Source organism: Paenarthrobacter sp. YIM B13468, from assembly GCF_042788025.1.
In the GTDB taxonomy this organism is placed as follows: domain Bacteria; phylum Actinomycetota; class Actinomycetes; order Actinomycetales; family Micrococcaceae; genus Arthrobacter; species Arthrobacter aromaticivorans.
On the sequence record NZ_JBHZPI010000001.1, the window covers coordinates 87491 to 109577 of the forward strand.

General features: G+C 61.8%; 19 protein-coding genes. 10 read left to right on the forward strand and 9 right to left on the reverse strand.

All coding sequences use genetic code 11. From position 1 onward, the window contains the following. The first annotated feature begins 10 nt into the window (after window positions 1–10). Window positions 11–1240 carry a cysteine desulfurase family protein gene (locus tag ACFX4T_RS00420; RefSeq protein ID WP_216924051.1) on the forward strand — a complete coding sequence of 410 codons (1230 nt, stop codon included), beginning with the start codon at window positions 11–13 and terminating at the stop codon, window positions 1238–1240. 9 nt (window positions 1241–1249) lie between these two features. On the opposite strand, the gene ACFX4T_RS00425 is transcribed toward ACFX4T_RS00420, so the two are convergent. Continuing rightward, complete coding sequence (locus ACFX4T_RS00425; protein WP_377650450.1) at window positions 1250–2503, reverse strand: NAD(P)/FAD-dependent oxidoreductase; 1254 nt, start codon at window positions 2501–2503, stop codon at window positions 1250–1252. 177 nt (window positions 2504–2680) lie between these two features. Here ACFX4T_RS00425 and mnmA point away from each other — a divergent pair, with 177 nt between their 5' ends. Then, entirely contained in the window at window positions 2681–3820 is a 1140-nt protein-coding gene (gene mnmA, locus ACFX4T_RS00430; RefSeq protein WP_377650451.1) for a tRNA 2-thiouridine(34) synthase MnmA, read from the forward strand. 103 nt (window positions 3821–3923) lie between these two features. Further along, window positions 3924–5549: a hypothetical protein gene (locus ACFX4T_RS00435; RefSeq protein WP_223946428.1), complete on the forward strand. Its 1626-nt coding sequence runs from the start codon at window positions 3924–3926 to the stop codon at window positions 5547–5549. 73 nt (window positions 5550–5622) lie between these two features. Here ACFX4T_RS00435 and ACFX4T_RS00440 read toward each other — a convergent pair whose 3' ends face one another. Continuing rightward, window positions 5623–6450 carry a caspase family protein gene (locus ACFX4T_RS00440; RefSeq protein ID WP_377650452.1) on the reverse strand — a complete coding sequence of 276 codons (828 nt, stop codon included), beginning with the start codon at window positions 6448–6450 and terminating at the stop codon, window positions 5623–5625. Window positions 6451–6770: 320 nt separating this feature from the next. Between ACFX4T_RS00440 and ACFX4T_RS00445 the strand changes: the two genes are divergently transcribed. From ACFX4T_RS00445 to ACFX4T_RS00460, 4 genes are all read left to right on the forward strand, one after another. Further along, the gene (locus ACFX4T_RS00445; protein ID WP_216924046.1) at window positions 6771–8399 is read left to right on the forward strand and encodes an ABC transporter substrate-binding protein; all 1629 of its coding nucleotides are present in this window, start codon (window positions 6771–6773) and stop codon (window positions 8397–8399) included. A gap of 125 nt (window positions 8400–8524) precedes the next feature. After that, window positions 8525–9616, forward strand: coding sequence for an ABC transporter permease (locus ACFX4T_RS00450; protein ID WP_223946425.1), 1092 nt, complete (start codon window positions 8525–8527; stop codon window positions 9614–9616). A 2-nt stretch (window positions 9617–9618) separates the two neighbouring features. Continuing rightward, window positions 9619–10611 carry an ABC transporter permease gene (locus tag ACFX4T_RS00455; protein ID WP_377650453.1) on the forward strand — a complete coding sequence of 331 codons (993 nt, stop codon included), beginning with the start codon at window positions 9619–9621 and terminating at the stop codon, window positions 10609–10611. Further along, on the forward strand, window positions 10608–12314 hold the full coding sequence (locus tag ACFX4T_RS00460; RefSeq protein ID WP_377650454.1) for an ABC transporter ATP-binding protein: 1707 nt from the start codon (window positions 10608–10610) through the stop codon (window positions 12312–12314). The genes ACFX4T_RS00455 and ACFX4T_RS00460 overlap by 4 nt, the downstream gene beginning before the upstream one ends. 137 nt (window positions 12315–12451) lie before the next feature. Here ACFX4T_RS00460 and ACFX4T_RS00465 read toward each other — a convergent pair whose 3' ends face one another. Further along, a complete protein-coding gene (locus ACFX4T_RS00465; protein ID WP_216924042.1) occupies window positions 12452–13108 on the reverse strand; it encodes an NADPH-dependent F420 reductase in 657 nt (218 codons plus the stop codon). 128 nt (window positions 13109–13236) lie between these two features. Here ACFX4T_RS00465 and ACFX4T_RS00470 point away from each other — a divergent pair, with 128 nt between their 5' ends. Together ACFX4T_RS00470 and ACFX4T_RS00475 are read left to right on the forward strand one after the other, a co-directional pair. After that, on the forward strand, window positions 13237–13626 hold the full coding sequence (locus ACFX4T_RS00470; protein ID WP_216924041.1) for a chorismate mutase: 390 nt from the start codon (window positions 13237–13239) through the stop codon (window positions 13624–13626). A gap of 4 nt (window positions 13627–13630) precedes the next feature. After that, window positions 13631–14662, forward strand: coding sequence for a hypothetical protein (locus ACFX4T_RS00475; protein ID WP_377650455.1), 1032 nt, complete (start codon window positions 13631–13633; stop codon window positions 14660–14662). Between the two features lie 49 nt (window positions 14663–14711). Here the strand turns inward: ACFX4T_RS00475 and ACFX4T_RS00480 are convergent, their stop codons facing one another. The 6 genes from ACFX4T_RS00480 to ACFX4T_RS00505 form a co-directional block, all read right to left on the reverse strand. Next, on the reverse strand, window positions 14712–15437 hold the full coding sequence (locus ACFX4T_RS00480; protein WP_377650456.1) for a DUF4166 domain-containing protein: 726 nt from the start codon (window positions 15435–15437) through the stop codon (window positions 14712–14714). 11 nt (window positions 15438–15448) lie between these two features. Then, window positions 15449–16741 (reverse strand): DUF58 domain-containing protein, encoded by a 1293-nt coding sequence (locus ACFX4T_RS00485; RefSeq protein ID WP_223949322.1) that lies wholly within the window; start codon window positions 16739–16741, stop codon window positions 15449–15451. 43 nt (window positions 16742–16784) lie between these two features. After that, entirely contained in the window at window positions 16785–17900 is a 1116-nt protein-coding gene (locus ACFX4T_RS00490) for an AAA family ATPase (RefSeq protein ID WP_377650457.1), read from the reverse strand. After that, the gene (locus tag ACFX4T_RS00495) at window positions 17897–18976 is read right to left on the reverse strand and encodes a DUF4350 domain-containing protein (protein WP_377650458.1); all 1080 of its coding nucleotides are present in this window, start codon (window positions 18974–18976) and stop codon (window positions 17897–17899) included. Before ACFX4T_RS00495 ends, ACFX4T_RS00490 begins: the two co-directional genes overlap by 4 nt. 110 nt (window positions 18977–19086) lie before the next feature. Then, window positions 19087–19779: a DUF4129 domain-containing protein gene (locus ACFX4T_RS00500; RefSeq protein ID WP_377650459.1), complete on the reverse strand. Its 693-nt coding sequence runs from the start codon at window positions 19777–19779 to the stop codon at window positions 19087–19089. Beyond that, window positions 19776–21041 carry a hypothetical protein gene (locus ACFX4T_RS00505; RefSeq protein ID WP_223946419.1) on the reverse strand — a complete coding sequence of 422 codons (1266 nt, stop codon included), beginning with the start codon at window positions 21039–21041 and terminating at the stop codon, window positions 19776–19778. Before ACFX4T_RS00505 ends, ACFX4T_RS00500 begins: the two co-directional genes overlap by 4 nt. 233 nt (window positions 21042–21274) lie before the next feature. Here ACFX4T_RS00505 and mtrA point away from each other — a divergent pair, with 233 nt between their 5' ends. Beyond that, window positions 21275–21949 (forward strand): MtrAB system response regulator MtrA, encoded by a 675-nt coding sequence (gene mtrA / locus ACFX4T_RS00510; RefSeq protein WP_144649950.1) that lies wholly within the window; start codon window positions 21275–21277, stop codon window positions 21947–21949. Window positions 21950–22087 lie beyond the last annotated feature (138 nt).

A 22087-nucleotide genomic window follows, 5' to 3' on the forward strand; every position in this document is an offset into this window, starting at 1 on the left:
GAATTGCAACGTGCCTGTATACCTCGACCACGCCGCCACCACCCCCATGTCGGCCCAAGCCCTTGCCGTCATGACGCGCGAGCTGGCGCGGACCGGCAACCCGTCCTCCCTCCATGGAGCCGGGCGGCGGGCACGGCGCGCGGTGGAAGATGCGCGCGAAACGTTGGCGGCCGCCGCCGGGGCCCACCCTTCCGAGGTAATTTTCACCTCGGGTGGGACTGAGGCCGACAACCTGGCCGTCAAGGGCCTTTTCTGGGCCCGCCATGACGAAAACCCCCGCCGGACCCGTATCCTGTGCTCCGCCGTCGAACATCATGCGGTCATGGACACAGTGGAGTGGCTTGAGCGTCATGAGGGAGCCGAGGCCGTGTGGTTGCCGGTCGATGCCCAGGGTGCGGTGCGACTTGATGCCGTGCAGCGCGAACTGGAACGTGACCCCGACTCCGTTGCGCTTGTCACGGTGATGTGGGCCAATAACGAAGTGGGCACCATTCAGCCCGTTGCAGAGATAGTGGAACTGGCTGGCCGATACGGGATTCCGGTGCACTCGGATGCGGTCCAGGCCTTCGGTTCCGTTCCGGTCGATTTCCGGGCTTCCGGGCTCGCTGCAATGTCAGTCTCGGGGCATAAACTCGGCGGGCCCGTCGGCGTTGGCGCGTTGTTCCTCGGACGCGCGATCAAGTTGACTCCGGTTCAACATGGCGGCGGGCAGGAGCGCGATGTGCGCTCGGGAACGCTGGACACTCCGGCTATTGCTGCCTTTGCGGCAGCTGCGGAGGCCGTTACAGGTAGCCTGGCCGCTGAGGGCGAGCGCATCAGCGGGCTGCGCGACCGTCTCATTGCCGGGGTTCGGCAGGCTGTTCCTGACGCTGTGCTCCGTGGGGCACCTGGGGAAGGCCGACTGCCCGGCAACGCCCACTTCACTTTTCCTGGGTGCGAGGGAGATTCGCTCCTGTTTCTTCTGGACCTCGCAGGCGTTGAGTCATCTACCGGTTCGGCCTGCACCGCGGGGGTGCCCCGTCCCTCCCACGTCCTCCTGGCCATGGGGCTGGATGAAGACACTGCCCGTGGTGCTCAACGTTTCACGCTGGGGCACAGCTCAACAGAAGCCGATGTTGAGGCACTGCTTAAGGCGCTGCCGGAGGCCTGTTCGCGGGCTCGGCAAGCAGGCATGGCCGGTCATGAATCCAGCATCCAGACAGCGGCAACGGTGGCGCGGCGAGGGCCAACGGAGTTTTAGCGCCGGGTTTCACTCGTGGGGCAACAGTTCCTCAAGGGGAACGTCGGCATCTGTCAGACGGGTTATGTCTACGGGCACCCGGCCGGAAATCAGCGCCTTGATGGGCTTCTGCACGCGGCGCATATTCACGCTCATTCCGGCCACCACTTCGCCCTGCTCCTTCTGGCCATCGCGCATCCAGAACGCGATGAAACTGCCGTCATCGAGCGAGCCGCGAATCACGGGCTCCACCCCGGAGGTCAGCGAAGGGAAACCCGAGTACTCCATGCTGAGCGTGAACTGATCCGTATAGAAATACGGCACAACATCCAGGGCGGCATTTTGGTCCAGCATCGTCTTTGCGGCCACTTTGCCGCCATTGAGTGCATTCGCCCAATGCTCACTGCGATGGTGCTCGCCGGTGAAGGGATGCAGGGCGTTGGCAACGTCACCTGCTGCCAGGATGTCCGGGGCGCTGCTGCGAAGAGCGGAATCCACCAGGACTCCGTTGTCCAGGCTTAGCCCTGCTGTTTCTGCCAACGATGTGTCGGGCACCACCCCCACTGCAATGATGACGATATCCGCGGGTAGGACTTCTCCCGCGTTGGTTCGGACTCCGGAGACATGGCCATCATTCCCCTCGATGGCAGAAGCGCTCGCAGGTAGCCTGAAGCTGACGCCGTTCTCTTCGTGGAGTGCCCGGAAGTAGTTGCCCAGTTCAGGGCCGATGGCGGCACTAAGTGGAATCTCTTCCAAGCCGAGCAGGACCACATCATTGCCGTAACTGCGGGCAGCCGCGGCCAGCTCCATGCCGATCCACCCGGAACCCACCATGACCACATGCTTGCCTCCGTCCCTGAGCAGGGACTGCAGGCGCAGGCTGTCCTCAAAGGTCCTGAAAGTCATCACGCCCTCCAGGTCAATGCCGGGAAGCGGGATGCGCCGAGGTTGCGCCCCGGTGGCTATCAGCAGTTTGGCGTAGTCAAGGGTCCGGCCGTCCTGAAGGGTTACGGTTCGGTTCCCGGCATCGATGCCCATTGCAGGGTTGCCCAACAGCAGTTCGACGTCGTTTTCTTCGTACCAGCCGGCTGGCACCACCGGAACGCTATCTTCGTCGGCCTTGCCCAGAAGGAACTCCTTGGACAGGGGCGGCCGAAGGTAAGGGATCCGCTCCTCGGATGCCAGGAGGGTAACGGGTCCAGCAAAGCCTTCTGAGCGAAGGGTTTTTGCTGCGGTTGCACCGGCCAGGCCGCCGCCGGCGATGAGTATTCGTTCATGCGTCATTTCAGCCCACCTTTTGTCTTTGCCTTTCTAAAACAACTTACTTTGACTTTAGATTTCGTCCTATGGCCAGTCAAGGGATTTAGCGCGCACATTGGTGCGGGAGCTAGAATAGTTGGGCGTGCCGGCTCGCCTCAGCCGGATTCAATAGCCAAAACCCCTAAACCACGGAAAGCCAGCATGCGAGTACTTGCAGCAATGAGCGGCGGAGTCGACTCCGCCGTGGCCGCCGCCCGCGCCGTCGAGGCCGGACACGACGTCGTCGGAGTCCACCTTGCGTTGTCGCGCATGCCCGGCACCCTTCGCACCGGAAGCCGGGGCTGCTGCACCATCGAAGACTCCCGCGATGCATGGCGCGCCTGTGATGTCCTAGGGATTCCCTACTATGTTTGGGACTTCTCCGAACGCTTCAAGGAAGATGTCGTCCAGGACTTCATCGACGAATATGCTGCAGGACGCACCCCGAATCCGTGCATGCGTTGCAACGAGCGCATCAAGTTTGCTGCCTTGCTGGAAAAGGCCATTGCCCTGGGGTTTGACGCTGTATGCACCGGGCACTACGCCAAAGTCATCGAAGACGCCGACGGCAACCGTGAACTGCATCGGGCGGCGGACTGGGCCAAGGACCAAAGCTATGTCCTGGGCGTACTGACCCATGAGCAGCTTAAGCACTCCATGTTCCCGCTTGCGGACACTCCTTCCAAGGCCGAGGTAAGGGCTGAGGCCGAAAGGCGGGGTTTGTCGGTGGCAAACAAGCCGGATAGCCACGATATTTGCTTCATCTCCGATGGAGATACGCGTGGTTGGCTGGCCGAGAAAATCGAAATGACAACTGGCGACATCGTGGACGAAACCGGCACGAAGGTAGGCGAGCACCCTGGTGCCAACGCCTTCACCGTCGGCCAGCGCCGGGGACTGAAGCTGGGCACGCCGGCTTCCGATGGTAAGCCCCGGTTTGTCCTGGAAATCCGTCCGAAGGAAAACAAGGTGGTTGTGGGGCCGGAAGCGCTCCTTGCCATCGATGAAATCCGCGGCATCAAGGTGTCATGGGCTGGCCTGCCCATCTCCGAGGTTGAGACGGGTGCAGAATTCGAGTGCCACGCCCAGGTGCGGGCACATGGTGATCCCGTTCCGGCCCGTGCACACATTGAGCCGGTTGCCGATGAAGAGGGTGTTGAGAGGGCCGAACTCGTGGTCACCCTGACCGAACCGCTACGGGGAGTGGCGCCTGGCCAGACCGTCGTGCTGTATCAGGGCACCCGGGTACTGGGACAGGCAACCATCGACGCCGCACGTTCCCTGCAGAGGGCAGTTCTTTAGCTGTCACCGGATTATTGCCTCCGGGTTTGAGGGCCCCCATACTGGCCTAAGTAGCGCAACCGCTGCGGTGTGTTGGGGTCCGCATTCGAAGATGGCGATGGCTGTGGCATTTCCAAAGAAGAGCCCGGGAGACATCAAAGCAGGGCAGATGGTCTCCGTGACGGTCCTTGCAGAGGGGCCGATAGGCAGCGGCGGGGCTCCACCGCTGACAGCCCAGGTACGGATACCCGTAGAGCGGCTCCGGCGTGGCCCCACTGGACACCGCTACGCGATCCACATCCGGAAGTGGCGCGGCACCAATGTGTCTCCAGTAACCCTGACTCGCCAAGGCGACCCCTGGCAACTGGTTTCAGAAGCTCCGCCCACGGACCTCCGCGAACTCCTGGACGATACCCGTTTCCTCGCCCAGCACGTCTACGGCGTGGCCATGAGCACCCTGGAGATCTTCGAATCCACGCTCGGCCGGCGAATGCCCTGGAATCCGGAGGGGCGGGTGGTCCTGAAGGCAAGGGATCGTGTCACAGCCATCGATACCGGATATGAGCGCGGTACCAACACCATACGCTTCGGCTCCGTGGACCGCATGGGCTACAAAGTACCCACTGCGCTGTTCAGGGACATTGTTGCCCACGAAGTCACCCACGCGATCCTGGACGGCTTCCGGCCTGCGTGGGCGGACCAGCTGGCCACCATGGAGCAACTTGCCATGCACGAGGCACTGGCAGACCTGGTGGCCATACTGTCGGTGTTTTCATCCCGTGAGGTGGTCTTCCGGCAACTTGAAGCTGCCGGGGAAGGGTTTGAGGCAGGGCAGGTGGTGGACGACGCGATCCTGATAAGGTCCCTCTTTGACTTTGCGAGGGACCTTTTCGCCCGTGGTCCGTTGAGGGAACCATTTGTTGGCGCCGTTCCTGAGGGTTGGCAAACCATGCTGGACCCGCATGCCCGCGGGGCGGTGGTGGTCGGGGCAGTACTCCGGGCCGTCCAGCGGTTGTGGTCGGAAAGAAATGCCCGTTTTGGGGACAACCAAAGCCTGCAGCAGAAAGCGGAATCCGGTTCCATTGTGGCCATGAGGGTCCTGCGCATGGTGATCAGGGGCCTTTCCTACATGCCACCTGTGGACGTTACTTGGCGGGATCTCCTACGTGGCATCATTGCCGCAGACCTGGACATGGTCCCGGAAGACACCTACGGCTATCGGGACGCCCTCCAAACGGAATTCTCTGCCATAGGGATCCGCCGGGTGTCGCTGAACAACATCAGCGGGGTGGATAACTACCAGGGGCTTCGCTATCCCATCCGACTGTCGGCCCTGGGGTCAGACCCCCAGGAAGTTCAACGCTTCGTGTGGGAAAACCCGAGGCTCCTGGACGCGGCCCGGCTGGAGCGGCGCACTCCACTGAGCTCCACGCGGGTGCGCACGTCCGAACGCGTGTCACCGGACGGCTTCATCATCTCCGAAATCGGGGCATCATTCATTCAAACGGTGCGGATGAGCCGCAAGGAGGCCTATGTCCGCCTTGGCTTGAAGACGCGGCGGGATTTCGTGGATGTCCGTGGAGGAGGAATCCTCAGATTCGACGCCGGTGGCCGCCTGGTCTATGCCGCGCTCAAACCAGTAATGGACCGGGAGCGGCAGGGGATGCTGTTTGGTTCCGATCAACAGCACGACGTCGAGGAAGCCGCATCTTCCGGTGCCAGGCACAAGTTCCACGGCACAGGGGAATAGGTACGGGGGAATAGGCCCGGCGGCATAGGCGCGGGCGATAGCTGATGCCCCCGGGGGTGACGCCAACGGAAGGTTAGCTGCCCCAGGCAGCCTTGCGTGCCGCCGTCGTGCCTTCCAATTGGGCGATTTGATCAAAACCGCCGCCTTTGAGCGCTTTGCTCACCAGCTTCAGGACTTCCGCCCGCCCCACTGTGCCGTTGCCCTGCAGGGACTTCACGAAATGATAGGTGAAGGCTCCGTTGTAGCGGCCCTCGATCAGGGCGTCCGCGGCTGTCTGGTCCGATCGGCAGGCTGCCATCAGCACAGGCTTGGACAGCGTGGCTGATTTCACCAAATCGCGAAGGGTGCGGGCGTCGCTGAACTCGTTCGCGATCGCGGCCCGCGGTGTTGGGGCAGGAAGGAAACGCGGGCGCCGGCCCGGCAAAAGGTCCAAGGACTTCAGTCCAGTGCCGCTGTGGCAGGTGTCCAGGACGACGTCCATGAGGACACCCTCCGGCAGACGCCCGAAGAGCGTGGCCAACTCGTCGTCACTGATCACTGTCTCCGGGTCCCAGGAGTCGCCGGCGTTGTTGATGTCATAGCAGGCAAAGGCCTCGTCCAGCCGATCCACCTCATCGCCGCTGGTATCGGGTATCTGCGTGCCATGGCTGGAGAAGGTGAAGACAATATGGTTGGACGCTCCCTCCACCGCGCTGTCGACCAACTTGTTGAGTTCGGCCATTACGGACTTTTTGGTGGCCTTGGCATCCCTTAGGACCTTGATGCTGGAGGAAGCGAAACCGTACTGCGCCCCAAGGAGGGCGGCCAGGTCTTCAGCGTCATTAACGCAACCGTGAAGCCAGCTCGATTCGGGTAAATACTTGAACTTGTTGATCCCCACACAGAGGGCTGCCTTGCTCATGTTCCCGTCCTTAGGACTGGTCCTTGCACCCATTACCTCGGCGGCCCCCTGAACCGCCGCCTGGATGCTGTCCACGGCCGTGTTCTGCCTGTCCGTGATCCAGCGCTTATCAACTCGGAATAAAGATATTCCGGCGCTTCTTCAGGGGCAATGCCTTAGCGTCCCCTGGAAAACCTACTGGTTGGTAAATATTGTGTCTCGAATCACAAAATCAAGGGCCCCGGGGCGCGGAAGTCTGATTGAATCGTGGAATCAAGAGTGCGCTCCGTCACAAATATCCCACGGCGGTTCGCCTAATCCATCGAACAGAAGGTTCACAGATGGCACTGAAGAAGAAGGCCCTGCATGGCGTTATCGCGCTGGCGGGCGTTTCCGCCCTCGCTTTGACTGCATGCACGGGCCCCTCCGGCGGCGGTTCATCGTCCGCCCCGGCTGCCGGCGGCCCGATCGCCTACGGCACCACAGACAAAGTCACCGCATTGGACCCGGCAGGATCCTACGACAATGGTTCATTCATGGTGATGAACCAGATTTACTCGTTCCTGCTGAACTCCAAGCCAGGCGGTGCAGAACCGGTCCCGGACCTTGCGGAGTCGTCGTCGTTCACGGCACCTACCGAATACACCGTCAAGCTCAAGTCCGGTCTGAAATGGGCCAATGGACACACGCTGGATTCAAAGGATGTCAAGTTCTCCTTTGACCGCCAGGTCGCCATCAACGACCCCTCCGGCCCGGCGTCGTTGCTGGCCAACATTGTGAGCGTGACCACCCCGGATGCCAACACGGTGGTGTTCAAGTCGAAGCTGGCCAACGACCAGACCGTCCCGTTTATCCTCAGCAGCCCAGCTGCGCCGATTGTGGACGATGAAGTCTTCCCCGCGGACAAGGTCCTTCCTGACGACGAGATCATCAAGGCCAAAGCGTTCTACGGGCAGTACACGATCGATAGCTACAAGAAGAATGAACTGGTCAGCCTGAAGGCATTCCCCGACTACAAGGGTGTCCTTGGCAAGCCGGCCAATGACGCCGCCACGATCAAGTACTACGCCAGCCCTACGAACCTGAAGCTGGATATCCAGCAGGGCAACCTCGATGTGGCGTTCCGCAGCCTGAGTGCCACCGATGTTGACGACCTCAAGAAGGATTCCAAGGTCAAGGTTCTGGTCGGTCCAGGTGGCGAGATCCGCTACATCACGTTCAACTTCGACACCATGCCTTTCGGCACCAAGGCGCCGGGCGCAGATCCGGCAAAGGCCCTGGCGGTCCGGCAAGCAATAGCCAACCTTGTCGATCGCCAGGCGATTGCGGACCAGGTCTACAAGGGCACCTACCTGCCGCTGTACTCCAACGTTCCGAGCGGATTCCTGGGCGCCAACGAGTCGTTCAAGGATGCCTACGGCGACGCAGGAAAGCCAAGCCTCGACAAGGCCAAGAAGGTGCTGGCAGACGCCGGAATCACTGAAAAAGTGGCCCTGAACCTGCAGTACAACCCGGACCACTACGGTGGGTCGTCGGGTGACGAATACGCCATGGTCAAGGAGCAGCTGGAGAAGTCCGGGCTGTTCACGGTGAACCTGCAGTCCACCGAATGGGTCACGTATACCAAGGCCAGCCGCGCCGATGAGTACCCGCTGTTCCAATTCGGTTGGTTCCCGGACTTCAGTGACGCTGACAACTACTTGACGCCGTTCTTCCCCAAGGGCGGCTTCCTGAACAACCACTACAACAACGATGCTGTGAACGAGCTCATCAACAAGGAGCTTACAGAGGCAGACAAGTCGGCCCGTGAAACCGCCATCAAGGACGTCCAAAACGCCCTTGCGAAGGACATTTCCACACTGCCGCTGCTTCAGGGCGCACAGGTGGCGGTGGTCGGAAGTGGTGTCAACGGTGTCGACAAGACACTGGACGCTTCATTCAAGTTCCGCCTCGGGACTGTTTCCAAGTAACCACACCATGTGATGGAAAGGGGCGGGACACTGATCCGGTGTCCCGCCTCCTTTGCTGACCACGATCGTGGCCGGCATGCATGAGCCAATCCCGCGCAATCCACGGGCAGGAAATACAGGTAACAATGACAACACTTATAGAGGTACCCGAGGCCGAGCCCGGAATAGTAGCTCCCAAGAGCAAGTCCAAGGCCGGGGGAGGCCTTGGAAAATACATCGTGATCCGGTTCTTCCTGATCATCCCCACCGTCTTCATTCTGGTGACGCTGGTCTTCTTCTTGATGCGGGTCATTGGAGATCCCATCACAGCTGCCCAAGGCGGACGCCTCCCACCGGATGTACTGGCCCAGCGAATCCACGATGCCGGCTATGACCGCCCGGTTCTGATCCAGTACTTTGAATACCTCGGCCAACTCATCACCGGCAACTTTGGCTCGACGATCACTGATCGTCGACCAGTCGTGGAGGTACTCACTACCTTTGGTGCCGCAACGCTGGAGCTGTCGATCAACGCATTGATCGTGGCGCTCGCAGTCGGTATCCCGTTCGGACTCATCGCCGCCCAACACCGCGACAAGAGCTCCGACGCCGTCCTGCGGTTCTTCGCAATCCTCTGTTATGCCACCCCCGTGTTCTTCTCCGGCCTGCTTCTCAAACTGACATTTTCGGTGTGGCTCGGATGGTTCCCCGTAGCAGGACGCGCCTCCACCCGCACGGAACTGACCATGAGCACCTTGGGAGCGCCATCAGGCATCTACTGGCTGGATGCGCTCCGCAGCGGCAACTTCGCTGCTCTTGGAGATGTTGCATCCCACGCTGTCCTGCCGGCCGTGGCCCTTGGTTTGCTGACCGCAGGGGTCTTCCTGCGGCTGGTACGGACAAACGTCATTGGCACACTGGGAAAGGACTACATTGAGGCCGGCCGTTCCCGGGGCGTTAGTGAGTTCCGGCTGGTGACCAAACACGCCTACAAGCCTGCACTGATCCCCATCATCACTGTCATGGGCCTGCAAATTGCGCTCATGCTCGGCGGTGCCATCCTGACCGAGACAACCTTCGAGTGGAAGGGCCTGGGGTACCAGTTGGTGCAGTACCTGAACGCCCGTGACTTTGTGGCTGTCCAAGGCATTGTCGTGCTGCTGGCCATCATCGTCGCCGTGACCAACTTCATCGTGGACATCATTGCCGCGCTCATCGATCCCCGAGTGAGGTACTGACCATGAGCACTCCTTCACTGACTGCTCCCAAGCAGCCCCTCTTCTCCCGGCTTCCGGTGGTGTCCCACCTCAGGAAGAGCGTTGGCCTCCAACGGGGCATGCTGATTGTGGGCGTCGTTCTCAGCGGGTTGTTCCTGCTGACAAGCATTTTCGCCCCGCTGCTGGCCCCCTACGGCTACTCCCAACTCAGCGATGCGTCCGGTTCCTTCCCCACCCAGCAGGCACCGGGGGCCAAACACCTCCTTGGCACCACGGTGGGCGGCTATGACGTCCTGTCCCGCGTCCTGTGGGGATCCCAGACGGCCGTGACCGTCATCATCGTGTCCGTGGCGATGTCACTTTTCCTCGGCGTCGCCCTGGGCTTGCTCAGCGGTTACTTCGGCGGCTGGCTGGACAGGATCCTTGTAGTAGTAGCGGACGCCATCTATGCGTTCCCCACCCTGCTTTTGGCAATAGTCATCTCGATCGTGATCAGCCGTGGCCAGTCCAGTTTCTGGGGCGGTATTTTCTCCTGTGCGTTCTCGATCACCGTGGTGTTCGTGCCCCAATATTTCCGGGTCATCCGCGCCGAAACCATCCGGCTCAAGGCTGAGCCATTCGTCGAGTCGGCCAAGGTACTGGGTGCGTCCAGCCTGCGTATCATCGGACGGCACATCTTCAAAAACGCAACGCGGACCCTGCCCCTGATGTTCACGCTCAATGCCTCCGAAGCGATCCTTACGCTTGCAGGCCTTGGCTTCCTGGGCTTTGGCATCGAGCCAACATCCGCTGCGGAGTGGGGCTTTGACCTGAACAAGGCGCTCGCCGATACCTCTTCGGGTATCTGGTGGACGGGTGTCTTCCCTGGCATCGCAATCGTGCTGACAGTCCTGGGCCTGACGCTGGTTGGCGAAAGCATCAACGACCTCAACGATCCGCGGATCCGTGGCCGCAAGCGCGCAGGCGCCACGAAAACCCCTGCAACCCCTACAGCTTCAGAGGCAGGTAAGCCATGACCACCAACCTCGGAAACATTTCCGACGCCGCGGCTCCCAGCGAACCCGTCCTCACCATTGACCGGCTCAAAGTCACCTTCGCCACGGACGGCGGGGACGTCTATGCCGTGAAGGATGTCAGCCTGGACGTCAAAGCCGGGGAAGTAGTGGCGATCGTGGGGGAGTCCGGCTCCGGCAAGACCGTGACGGCCAAGACCATCCTTGGGCTGCTTCCGGAAACCGCCATCAGTTCCGGCGCCGTGGTGATCAATGGAAGCAACGTGATCAGTGTCAGCAAATCCGCACTGCGAAGGATCCGCGGCCGCGACGTAGCGATGGTCTTCCAGGAACCCTCCACCGCTTTGAACCCTGTGTTCACGGTGGGCTGGCAAATTGCCGAAGGGATCCGTGCGCACGCCAAGGACGGCCACCGCGTTTCTGCAAAGCAAGCCAAGGAACGGGCCACGGAAGCCCTGCGAAAGGTGGGTATTCCGGACCCCGAAACCCGGGTCAACTACTACCCACACCAGTTTTCCGGTGGGCAAAAGCAGCGCGTGGTGATTGCCGCGGCATTGGCACTGAACCCGGGCCTGATTGTGGCCGATGAACCAACGACAGCCCTGGACGTGACGGTACAGGCGGAAATCCTGCAATTACTCCGTGACTTGCGGGATAACTACGGCACATCCATCGTCTTGATTACCCACAACATGGGCGTAGTGGCCGACCTCGCTGACCGCGTGGTGGTCATGTACCAAGGCGATGTGGTGGAGGAAGCGCCCTCGAGGGTGTTGTTCGCGGAGCCGAAGCAGGACTACACGAAAAAGCTCCTTGCAGCGGTCCCGCACCTGGGCCGGAACTCCGCCTCCGAAGGCGCCCGTGGCCGGTTGCATCAGGACGGCAAGGTCCTCGTCGAGGCGAAGAACCTCACCGTTGAGTACCCGGGCCGGTTTGGACGCCATGGCTTCAAAGCCGTGGACAACGTCACCTTTACGGTCTCGGAGAACGAGGTTTTTGGCTTGGTGGGCGAGTCCGGTTCCGGAAAGTCCACCATTGGCCGGGCAATCGCAGGCCTGAACAGGACAACGGGCGGCAGTCTCAAAGTCCTTGGCTACGAGATGCTGGACTTCAAGGAGCGCACTTTCCGTCCGCTGCGGAAGGAGATCGGCTTTGTTTTCCAGGACCCTGCCGCCTCCTTTAACCCGCATCTCACCATCGGCGAGTGCGTGGCTGAGCCGCTGATTATCCACACGAAGCCCAGCGCGGCTGAGGCGCGGAAAAAGGTAGGCGAGCTGCTCGAGTCGGTCCAGTTGCCGGCGTCGTACGCGCAACGCTACCCGCACGAGCTGTCCGGTGGACAGCGGCAGCGCGCCTCTCTTGCGAGGTCGTTGGCGCTCAACCCACGCCTGCTGATTGCCGACGAACCAACCTCCGCGCTGGACGTCTCAGTGCAGGCCAAGGTTCTGGACTTGTTCAAGGACATCCAGGAGCAGTTCGGCTTCGCGGCCCTTTTCATCAGCCACGACCTCGCGGTGGTGGACATGTTGTCGCACTGGGTTGGCGTGCTGTACAAGGGACAGTTGGTGGAGCAGGGCATCGGCAACCATGTGATGAGCTCGCCCCAGCACGACTACACCAAGCGGCTGATCGCTTCCTTGCCGGTTCCGGACCCAGACGAACAGGCACGACGCCGGGAAGCCCACCGCGCGCTGTTGCGCGGCTAGTCCCAAAGGCCCGCACTGAGAAAGCCCGGCACTGAGTTAGCCCGGCGCTGAGAAAGTCCGGATGATGCACCGAAGGCCCGTTTCCCACGCTGGGGAGCGGGCCTTTAGTGTCTCCATTGCGGAGGGTGGTTCCTGAGCTATTCCGAGACGATAGCGATGTTGAACATCTTTCCCTTCGGCTGCTGCATGAAGATCCTTAGCCATAAGGGCAGCCACATTTCCATGCCACGGGCAGCGTCGAGTCCGCCAAGGTCCCTGATGTGCTCGGGCGCCCAACCAAACTCCTGCAGCAGGCCTGACACTGTGGACTTGGCATCCGCGTCGTTTCCCGCCATGAACATGTCATGTGGGCCCGGAAGCCGCCCAGGATCCACCATCACGGGGGCGCTGACTGTATTAAGGGATTTCACTACCCGAAGCTCGGGGTAGGTCCGTTGAATGGTCTCGGCGATGCTGTCGGTGTTGCAGACTGTGAGCGATGGCGGGAAGCCGCTGGATCCATCCAGGGCATTAGCTACGTCCAAGATGATTTTGCCGTTCAGGGTGGCCTCGCCGGCTTCAGCGAGGACGGCCAGGCTCACAGTACCGGGTGTGGCATTCACGATCAGCTCGGACTCTGCGCACGCTTGCGCGAAAGAGCCGGCACGGGCGCGTGGACCAGCTTGTCGGGCCCACTCTTCGCCCTTGGGATTGCCGGATTCGCGGGAACCCATGATGACCTCGTGGCCCAACGACACCAGCTTGCCAGCCAGGGCGTGCCCCACCATTCCTGTTCCCAGGACAGCGATTTTCATGGAAGCTCCCTTGGTCGAGTGCAGTGATGCTGCCATTCTGCACCGATTCCCGCGGCAGGAACACTGCTTACGGGATGCCGTCAGGTAACACCGGCAACGCTACCGCCGCACCCCATAGACTGGGGAACATGACCGAGCAGAACAATGCCCTCCCCGAAGACCACGATTCCTTCAACCCGTCAGCGAGCTCCCTCGCGGGCCAGGTGGATCGCGGCGTCATGGATGAGCTGCTCTCCATCCGGTCCAGCATCGACAACATCGATGCCACACTCGTTTTCCTGCTCGCGGAACGCTTCAAGGCCACCCAGAAAGTAGGGGTCCTCAAGGCCACGCACAAGCTTCCCGCTGGCGACCCCGGACGGGAAGCAGCCCAGATCGCCCGGCTTCGCCGCCTGGCCGAGGACGCGCATCTTGACCCCGCATTTGCCGAGAAGTTCCTGAATTTCATCATCAGTGAAGTGATCCGCCATCATGAGGCCATCGCAGAGGATCACCAGATCTCCAGCCAGCAGGCCTGAAAGTATGTCGGGTGAAGTGCAACGGGTCAGCGCGACGGCTCTTGGCCCATGGCCAGGGACTGACCCTGCAGAATCCCTGCGGATCGTCCGGGGCGAATTGGGGGACCCCCACCTTCCGTTCCTGCCCGAACTGCCGGACCGTGGTGTCGGATCCGATGCCGTAGGCAGGACAGCATCGCTGCTGGTGGACTTGGCCGTGGACGTTCAACCCCACGGTTGGAGATTGGTGGACCGGCCGGGAAAGGACGCCCAGCGGGCACGGTCTGCGCTTGCGACTGACATTAACATCCTGGCTGATGTCGCTGGAACGGAAGAAGTTTCAGCCAGCGGGATCAAGGTCCAACTGATGGGCCCCCTGAGCCTCGCAGCCGGTTTGTACCTCCACAACGGCGAAAGAGCCCTCCTCGATTTTGGGGCACGCCGTGACATTGCAGAGTCACTGGCAGCCGGAGTCGCAGAACACCTTCAGCGGATCTCGGGAGCGGTGCCCGGAGCGGGCGTTGTGGTCCAGTTGGCCGAGCCGGATATTGCTGCAGTGATGGGCGGAACAATCCCGACGGCGAGTGGTTACCGGACTCTGCGGTCCATCCCCGGCGAGGAAGTTGCGGGAGCCTGGCGGTTGGTGATCGAGGCGCTCAGGGCAGCGGGCGCCGTCGAAATTGTGGTGGCCGTACCGGAGATCGAGGCCCCGATTGATCGCATACTCGATGCGGGCGCCGATGGCGTTGCTGTTCCCCTGAAGGCGTTGACTACCCGCCAGTGGGAGCACCTTGCCGGAGCAGTGGAAAAGGGCAAACGCGTGTGGGCCGGTGCGATGCCCACAGCGGATGCTGATGCCATGCTTCCGCGGACCGCGGACATTGTGGAAAGCATTTGGCGGCCTTGGAGCCAACTGGGCCTCCCGGCGTCTGCCTTGCCGGCACTGCGCCTAACGCCGGCGACGGGACTCGCCCACGTGAAGCCCTCCACAGCGAAGGAAGTCCTTGCCCGACTCACCCAAGTGGCCGATGGCCTTGATCAGCTGTCACAGGGTTGATCGGGCTGTCACAGGTTGATTGGCCTGTCGCAGGGATGATTGGCGAGGGCTAGATCCTCTTTTCCCAGCGATCCGGTTCTGCATAGCGCGGGAGCGATGTGCCCTGGGCAGCCCCGGCCAGGTAAGGCGCCAACCGGTAATCGAAGCGGCCGGCATAGACAAGCACTACGCCGATCTGGGGTTGGATGACCTTGACCTGGATCCGGTGCTTGCCCTCGTTCTCGTCCCACCATTGCTCCGCAAAGGCCTTTGCGTCCAAGGCTGCCGGCAACGGAATGCGCAATGGACCCAGGAAGAGCCGGCTGGCTTTCGACACACCTCGTAGCCGGCCGTTGGGCAGGGCAGATACGTCAAGGTCCGTGACGAGGCGACGGTAACGGCCAACATGGTCCACCAACCGGATCGGTGCGGGCGTGACGGAGCCGGTCTGCGGCGTGATGATAGCGCTCGTGGTGTCGTGGAACAACCGCGTCCCGGAGGGGAAGTAGATTTCACGCCGTGCCGTGAGGGCTTGCCGGCCAAAGGGATCCACGTGGGCATGGTTCTCAATACGGAACGGTATGCCTTCGCCGTATTCAGGGAAGAAGGCCTCTTCGCTTCCCGTCAGGGCCAGCAAAGGACGCAACCATTTTTGCTGGCACCCTACAACGTCAAAGACCCCCTCACCAATTCCATATGACCCGGAGCCTGCCGCCAGGGAGAAGTACTCCTGGAGTTCGGGTGCCAACTTGGTGAAATCATTGCCCAGGGCGAGCTGGTAGATAGGTTCGTTCATTGGAGTCCTTCCTAGAGCCGCCCGGCCGCTTTAAGCCGGATGTAGGTGTCAGCAAGCAAGGGAGGGACTTCAGAGGGTTCGGCGTCCACCACTTCAGCCCCGAGTTGCCGCAATTGTTCTGTGACCGCAGCGCGTTCCAGCAGGGCGCGCTCCGCGGCGGCGGCACGGAAAACCTGGCTGGCGGTGGAACGTCCGGCTTTCATTGCTGCCAGCAAGGGGTCCCGGACAGATGCGACCACCACTACGTGCTGGCGGACCAGTTGGGCCACCATGGGGAGAAGGCCTTCCTCGGGGGCGCCGCCGTCGAGGGCTGTCAAAAGCACCACCAGCGAGCGGTGCGCCGATACGGCCCGTACCTGGCCTGGGATCTGCTGCCAGTCCAGTTCTATGAGTTCGGCCTCCAACGCCGCCATGGCTTGAACGAGTTGGGCCAGGAGGTTGCCTTTCGAAGCAGATTCGACCCTCGCGCGGAGCATCCGGTCGTAGGCGAGGAAGTCAACCCGATCCCCGCCCCGTTCCGCTAGAACCGCGAGCAGCAGCGCAGCCTCAATCCCGGTATCGAGCCTCGGCTCGTCGTCAATCCTGGCCGCTGCGGTTCGGGAGGTGTCCAGAACGATCACAACCCGCCTGTCCCGTTCCGGACGCCAGGTCCGCACCACCACAGATGTGCGGCGGGCGGTTGCACGCCAGTCAATGGATCGGACGTCATCGCCGCGAACGTAGTCCCGCAGGGAATCGAACTCCGTTCCCGCGCCCCGGATTTGCACAGCCGCCCTGCCATCAAGTTCGCGCAGCTTGCGAAGTTTCGATGGCAGATGCCGTTTGGAATGGAAAGGCGGCAGCACTCGAAGGCGGGCGGGAAGTGTCCTCGTCCGCTGCCGTGCGGCCAGCCGCAAGGGTCCATACGAACGGATCGTCACATGTGGGCTCTCAAGATCGCCGCGACGCCGTGGCATTAGGGATACCGTCACGCGGCGACGTTCGCCGGGTGGAACGTCAAGCGCCTGGGCTGGGTTAAGGGCTCCAGCGGAGGGTTGCCAACCATCCCGGACCATCGCCCGCAGCTTTCGGCGGCCCAAGTTGGTCACCGTGAGGACGGAATCAACATGACTCTCCAAAGTGACGTTGCCCGGTTGCTGGCGTGCCAAGCCCAGCTTGGCTGGGGAAGCCGCCAGGATAAGGTCAAGAGCCAGGAACAGCAGCAGTCCGATAACGATGAACAGCACCGTGCTCCAGGCCGGAAACAGCAGCAACGGAACCAGCCCGGCAACTGCCAGCAACACAAAACGACCCGTGATGGCCATCAGGGCACTCTTGCCATTGCTGTCATCTGCATCACCGGCAGAATCAACGAGGCACCGGAACGGACGCGAGGATGCTTCCGAGCACGTCGTCAACGTGGATGCCATCCATCTGGGCCTCAGGACGCAGGCCTACCCGGTGCCTGAGGCAAGGCAACGATAAGGCTTTGACGTCGTCCGGTGTCACGAAGGGCCGCCCGGACAGCCAGGCCCATGCCTTCGAAGTGTTCAGGAGGGCAGTAGCGCCGCGAGGAGAGACGCCCAGTTGGAAGGACGGGGCTGACCTGGTTGCCCGGACTACGTCCACAATGTAGGCCAGGATTTCCGGTGCGACGGCCACTTGCGCTACAGCCGCACGAGCGTTGGAAAGCTCGACGGCGCCAGCCACCGCCCGCACGCCTGCCGCAGCGAGGTCTCGGGGGTCGAAGCCACCGGCGTGCCGGCGGATCACTTCGATTTCCTCGGCTCTGCCTGGCAAGGGCATGGTCAGCTTGAGAAGGAACCTGTCCAATTGGGCCTCGGGCAGGGGGTAGGTTCCTTCATATTCCACGGGATTCTGGGTGGCTGCCACGATGAATGGTGCAGGGAGCGGCCGCGATACGCCATCCACGGAAACCTGGCGTTCCTCCATGGCTTCCAGGAGCGAGGCCTGCGTCTTGGGTGGCGTTCGGTTTATTTCATCGGCCAGCAGGATGTTGGTGAAAACCGGCCCTTCGCGGAAAGTGAATTCCGATGAATGCGAGTCGTACACCAGGGAGCCCGTGACGTCACCGGGCATGAGGTCCGGGGTGAACTGTACGCGCTTGGTTTCCAGGCTCAGGGCAGTGGACAACGCCCGGACCAACAGGGTCTTCGCGACGCCGGGCACGCCTTCCAGCAGGACATGGCCGCCGCAAAGAAGGGCGATCAGCACGCCCGTAACTGTGGGATCCTGCCCGACCACAGCCTTCCCAACCTCGTTCCGGACGTTCAGCAGGGACTGTCGGGCAGGATCCTCCGTACCGCTGCGGTGGCCGCCCTGTTGTGGTCCATTTAGCTGTGTTCCATTTACCTCTGCTCCATGCACATGCGGATCGCCTGCGTGCGCCTGGTTTACCTGGTGGGCCGCGCCACCGGAGTATTGGTTGGTGCTGTCCGTGTAGTTGTTCGGCTGGTTGCTCATCGGGCCGTCGCCTCCTGTTCGATTCGTTCGATCTGTTGTGCCCACTGCACCAGTTGTCCTTCTGTCTGCGGCTTGGAATCAATGAGCGCCCACCGGATCGCGGGGGACTGCCGTCCAAGGCGCCGGGCCACGGCGTCGATGATGGCCTCCGCGGTGGCGTCCGTCCCCAGATTGAAATGCTTGGCCAACCGGGCGAGGGTTCCTGCCCGTAGATTGTCGGCGGCGCGTTCCACGGCACGTGAATCCTGATATAGACGTGCACGCCCTTCGGCTGTTTCTGCGGCCTTAACCACCACGGGAAGCGGTTCAAAGACCAACGGTCCCAAACGTCGTCCGCGCCAGAGGATGGCAAGGATAGCTATGACGGCCAGCCATGGACCCGCAAACGCCACCCACGGCGGTGCAAGCTCGTTGAGCGTCGGGGCGGATCTATCGGACGCTACATCCGCGAGGCCTGGTGTGTACCAGACCAAGTTGGGGGCGCTTCCCAAGGTCCGCGTCGCCAATGCGGCGTTACCAGCGGCCGCGAGGTGTTGGTTTTCCAGCAACTCGGTGCTCCCCAAAACAACGACGTGCCCATCGGCCGAGGACACGTAAAGTCCTGGTCCATCACTGCGGGTGGCGTAGCAAACTACGGGCCCCAGGTACACCGGTCCTTGTGCGGCAACGGGTCCCGCCTGCTCCGCGTCTTCCTGGCCGCAGCCTGGTTCAAGGTTTTTTGTCGCTTCGGGAACCACCCCGCCGGGACGGAAGTCCGGATCGAGGCCGTTCAACGTGCGTAGGCGCGGTGCGACCACCACCACCCGCCCGGCTGCAGCCCTCACATCCTGCAACTGTGATCTGTCCAGGAAACCGCGGGGGTCATACAGCAGCACGGTGGAGTCGTCGTCGGAAAGTGCGGCCAGGGTGTCTTCGAGGGTATCGGTGGGAGTTATGCCCACACCGTGGCGCCCCAGTATTTCGGCCAAGGCCATGGCCCCGTCGGGAGCGGGATTACGGGTAGATAAGGACCGTGAATCCTTGGGTGCCGAGAACCGCTCCGCTACCAGGAACGTCACGAATGCGGCAAACACCACCCCCAGCGCAATCCAAACCAAGTGCCTGCGGAACCAACTCCACAATGCGCTGACCCGCCGATGAGGAGGAGTTCCTCCCTGTAAAGCTTCTGGCACCTGTTCCTTGAGGGTCATCGCGGCACCGCGAATCCCTGCTGCTCCTGGTCACTGAAGTCAGGTGTCAGGGCGAGGAGGTCCATATCCAGCTTGCGCAATTCGTCATAGTCCGAGCGTGTTGCCGCCTGTTCTCCATAGCGGACCGCATCAAACAGGCGGGCGGCATCGACCAGTCGGTGTTGAGCAGGGGTGAAGGCCAGGCCCAAGTGGCCTGCGGCCTCATCGGCCGTCCGCCCGGCCCGCGCTTCAATGACATCCCGTTCCTCCGCGGAACGCACCAAGGCCCGGAACTGATCGACGACGGCGTTAGGCCAGTCGCCGTCGTCGGCCGCGGCAAGAGCGCGCTTCCGGTACGTCGCAGCATCCCCAGCCGCGTCCCTGCCGTACATGCCGCTAACGGAGGTCTTTCTCTTGGCATTCAGCCTGGGCCGGACAACGAAGATAGCCACCACAATGAGCACCACAGCCAAGGCGATGATGACGGGAACAGCGAAGTTGCTTTCCGGGGAAGTTCCGTCCCCTTCCAGGGAGTTGAGCCAGTCCAGGAAATCCCGCCAAAGCTGGTCCAGCCAACTGGGTCGGGCTTGGGCATACTGCGCCTTGGATAGTTCCTCCTCCGCCCAACGACGTGCTTCCGCACCGTCAGGCGTCACCGGCGGCTCCATGCCGGCCAAAGCGTTAATGGAATGGCCTAATGTTTCCCTCATGCCTGCGGCCAGCGGCCAGGAAGAGTGCCTGGCCAGTGGCCCCCGCCCGGGGGCCACGTGTTGACGTGTACCTGTTGTGGGGGACCACCCGGAATTCCGTCCGGATCTGCACCGCTTTCCATCAGCCGCATCAACTCCACGTCCAGCCCATCCCGGCGCATTCGAAGATCCATATAGATGAGCGCGGACACGGATGTTTGGAAAGCGAATGTCACAGACCCCACCAAAGCCCCAATGATCATCGAGATCACGGTGGTGAGGATCAGAGTGGAGGCCACTGTTTCGGCGTCCGGGTGGGGGGAGATTACCGATCCAATGGCGGTCGCGGCGAGAGAAGCTGGAATCTGCACTATCTGCGCGATGATTCCCACCATGATGCTCACCAACAGGGTTATGCCGAAGATCCGCCACCAATTGCTCTTGGTCAACTGCCAAGATCGCAAGAGTCCGTCATAGACGCCGATCCGCTCCACGACGATGGCGGCGGGAGCAAACATGAGCTTCAGCCCAATCCAGACAAAGACAATGATGGCCCCGAAACCCAGGGGGATGACAATCAACAAGGCAGCCGGTCCCAAGGCTGTGAACAACAGCACAGCAATCCCGACGACGGCGGCTGCGGCCAGCAGTCCACCGATAGTGAGGAGGGCTGCTACCCCCAGGAGAGGCAGGATCCGCCCGACGGCCAGCTTCCACATTTGCCCGAAGCCTGTTCGTCGGTTCAGGACAGAACGGGAAACCGGAATGACCATGACGCCTTGGAGAACGGCGCCGAGAAAGCCGATTAGCACGGAGACTCCCACCGAACCCGCCATGACGGCCAGGAACGGGCCGAAGAATCCAGCCGCGTCCTCACTGAAATCCGTCGATTCCAACGAATCCATGAGCTCGTACATGGCAACGGTCACAACGCCCAGGAGGGCTGCGGCAATGGCCTGGACGATCAGGGCTGAACCAAACATGGAGGCGGCATTCCGGCGTATGGTCTGGAAGGAGCCGTCGAGCAGCTCGCCGAATTGCAGGGGTCGTAGGGGAATGACACCGGGCTTGGGTGGGGCAACATACATGGGTTGGCCATAGGGTGGTCCGCCGGGCGCAGCCGAAGGCCATACACCCGCTGGTCCTCCCGGAGGGTAGCCGGGCCAGTTGTTGCCGCCGCCCTGAGGGGCTGCCCACGCGGGCGGACCGCCCCACTGGGGCTGGTTGCCCCACGCAGGCTGACCGCCTGGATATGGCTGCTGGCCGTGCTCTGGTTGTGACACGATTTCCTCCCCAAGAGATCCGGCCCGCCGACATCCGACGTCCCCCACATGGACCTTCGCCCCAAGCCTATAGTCCCGGTGTCCTCCCTCATAGCCTGAGCCCATACTGCCCGGACCGCAGGTCTACGTCGAGCAAATCGCGGCCGTACAGTACGGTGGAAGTGCCTTGGGGGACGCCATGCCGTGCGCCCGCCCAACAGGACAAAGGCTTGGCGATAAGGGAATATATAACTATGAAGGCACGCATTCTGGTAGTTGACGACGACGAAGCGCTCGCAGAGATGATTGGTATTGTCCTGCGCAATGATGGCTTCGAGCCCGTATTCTGCGCAGACGGCGGCCAGGCTCTTGAAGTGTTCCGTTCGTCCAAACCCGATTTGGTGCTCTTGGATCTCATGCTGCCGGGTTCGGACGGCATTGAAGTTTGCAGGCAGATTCGTGGAGAATCGGACGTTCCCATCGTCATGCTTACGGCGAAATCGGACACCTCGGATGTTGTCCGCGGGCTTGAGTCCGGTGCTGACGACTACGTGCCCAAGCCTTTCAAACCCGCTGAGCTCGTGGCGCGGGTCCGTGCGCGCCTTCGGCCGGGCGAACAAAAGGCTCCGGAAACCCTGCGGATTGCTGACGTAACCATCGACGTCGCAGGGCACTTGGTCACCCGCGGTGGAGAGCGTATCTCGCTCACACCGTTGGAGTTCGACCTCCTGGTGGCATTGGCCCGCAAGCCGTGGCAGGTCTTTACACGCGAACTTTTGCTTGAACAGGTGTGGGGATACCGCCATGCCGCCGACACCCGGTTGGTCAACGTCCATGTTCAGCGTTTGCGCTCCAAGATTGAACGGGATCCGGAAGCGCCCGAGGTTGTATTGACGGTGCGTGGTGTCGGGTATAAAGCAGGTTCCTGAGTCTCCCGCCGGCAAGACCGGCACCACAGGCAAGGACCAGAGTCCGAACAGTCCGGAGCAGCGCGCCCAGGGGAAGACGACATCCTTGGAGCAGACCGCGGAGACTTCGGCGTCCGGGAATTCACCCTCTACTCCCAG